Annotated in this window: 2 protein-coding genes; both read right to left on the bottom strand. The window is 56.1% G+C overall.

The features are described 5' to 3' along the window. On the bottom strand, positions 1 to 418 hold a 418-nt coding region (locus tag J0X21_RS11290), incomplete at its 3' end, for an indolepyruvate oxidoreductase subunit beta (protein ID WP_206812316.1). Continuing rightward, positions 418 to 2,115 (bottom strand): indolepyruvate ferredoxin oxidoreductase subunit alpha (gene iorA, locus J0X21_RS11285; protein WP_206812315.1); only part of this gene is annotated, 1,698 nt, incomplete at its 5' end. The genes iorA and J0X21_RS11290, both read right to left, overlap by 1 nt.

The following is a 2,115-nucleotide window of genomic DNA, read 5'->3' as shown; positions in this document are numbered from 1 at the left end:
CGGCTTCGGCTGCCAGACCCTGTCCGTCCAGTTCGACAAAGCGTTTTACTTTTTCTTTTAAGTCTTTCAGAATCTTATCCGGGTATTTGGCCGCTCCGATTAACACCGGAAGCGGGGAGATTTTCTGGGTGTTCACGATCAAGACTCCGCCTTCTTTTAAGAAGTGGGCCCAGCGGTAAGCTTCCAGCTGTTCAAAGGCGATGATGATGTCTGCTTCTCCTTCGTCAATGACCGGGGAGTAGACGTCTTTACCCAAGCGGACTTGGGTGACGACCGAGCCGCCGCGTTGGGCCATGCCGTGGATTTCAGACATTTTGACCGTATACCCTTGAGCGAGGGCGGCGTGGGTTAAGATTTTGGAAGCAAGGATGGTTCCCTGACCGCCAACTCCGACTAAGAGAATGTTTAAGCTTTGCATTAGTTGGCACCTCCCTTTCTCAGGGCATCGAATTTGCAGACGTTCAGGCAGAGGCCGCAGCCGTTGCAAAGGGATGGGTCAACGACGGCGGTTTTCTTGTCTTCGTCAAAAGATAAGGCCGGGCAGCCGAGCTTCATGCACATTTTGCAGCCGGTGCAGTTCTGAACTTCAACCGGCGGTTCCGTGGTTTTGACGATGAGGGCGCACGGTCTTCTCGTAATGATGACGGAAGGTTCTTTGGCGGCGACTTCGGTTTTGACCACTTCTTTTACTTTGTCTAAGTCAAAGGGATCGACTTCCGTGACCCGCTTGATGCCTAAGGCTTTGGCCAGGGCGACAAAGTCGACTTTGGGAGCCGGATTTCCCATGAGGGTTTTCCCGGTGGCGGGGTTTTCCTGGTGTCCGGTCATGGCGGTGATGGAGTTGTCCAAGATGATGACGGTGGAGTTACCGCCGTTATAGACGACATCCATGAGCCCGGTGACGCCGGAGTGGAGGAAGGTGGAGTCCCCGATGACGGAGACGAGTTTTTCCGCCAGGTCCGGGTGGGCTTTTTCTAAGCCTAAGGCCCCGGAGATGGATGCTCCCATGCAGATGCAGGTGTCCATGGCTTCTAAGGGAGCCATGGTGCCTAAGGTGTAGCAGCCGATGTCCCCGGCGACGGTGAGCTTGAGTTGTTTTAAGGTGTAGAAGAGGCCGCGGTGCGGGCAGCCCGGGCACATGACCGGCGGGCGCACGGGGGCTTCAAAGGGAAGGACGGTTCCCGGGTTTTGGCCTAGAATTTTTTCCCGGACCATTTTGGCGGAGAGTTCTCCGTAAGGCGGGAAGAGTTCTTTGCCGGTGACGTCAATTCCTAAAGCCCGGATTTCTTTTTCGAGATAAGGTTCGAGTTCTTCTACGACATAGAGCTTTTCGACTTTGGATGCAAAGTCTTGGATGAGTTTAGCCGGCAGGGGGTGGGTAAGCCCGAGCTTTAAGACGGAGGCCTTGGGCAACCCTTCTTTGACATATTGGTACGCGATGCCGGAGGTGATGACACCGATTTTCGGATCATTCATGTCGATGCGGTTGACGCTGACGCTTTCGGCATACTCGGCCAGTTTATGCATGCGCTCTTCGACCACGAGCCGGCGGGCGCGGCCATAGGCCGGGATCATGACGTATTTCTTGGCGTCTTTTTCGTAGGCTTTTAAGGGCCGGTCCCCAGGATCGTTTAACTCGACTAAGCTTTGCGAGTGGGCGATGCGGGTGGTGGTGCGGATCATGACCGGGGTGTCGAAGGTTTCCGAAATGGTTAAAGCGAGCCCGACCATGTCTTTGGCTTCCTGGGAATCCGAGGGCTCAAGCATGGGGATCTTGGCAAAGGCAGCATAGTAGCGGTTGTCCTGCTCGTTTTGCGAAGAGTGCATGCCCGGGTCGTCGGCCGAGACTAAGATAAGCCCGGAGCGGACTCCGGTGTAGGCGACGGTAAAGAGCGGGTCGGCGGCGACATTGACTCCGACCATTTTCATGGTGACCAAGGTGCGGGCCCCGCCGATAGCGGCTCCGACCCCCACTTCCATGGCGACTTTTTCGTTGGGAGACCACTGGCTGTAAATCTCCGGATATTTGGCAAGGTTTTCGAGGATTTCCGTGCTGGGGGTGCCGGGGTAGGCGGCGGCGACGCGCACGCCGTACTCATAGGCACCGCGGGCAAT

The sequence above is a fragment of the Paradesulfitobacterium ferrireducens genome (assembly GCF_017310645.1).
GTDB classification, from domain to species: domain Bacteria; phylum Bacillota; class Desulfitobacteriia; order Desulfitobacteriales; family Desulfitobacteriaceae; genus Paradesulfitobacterium; species Paradesulfitobacterium ferrireducens.
The sequence above is the reverse complement of the archived record's forward strand: the minus strand, read 5'-3'. Positions and strand labels throughout refer to the sequence as shown.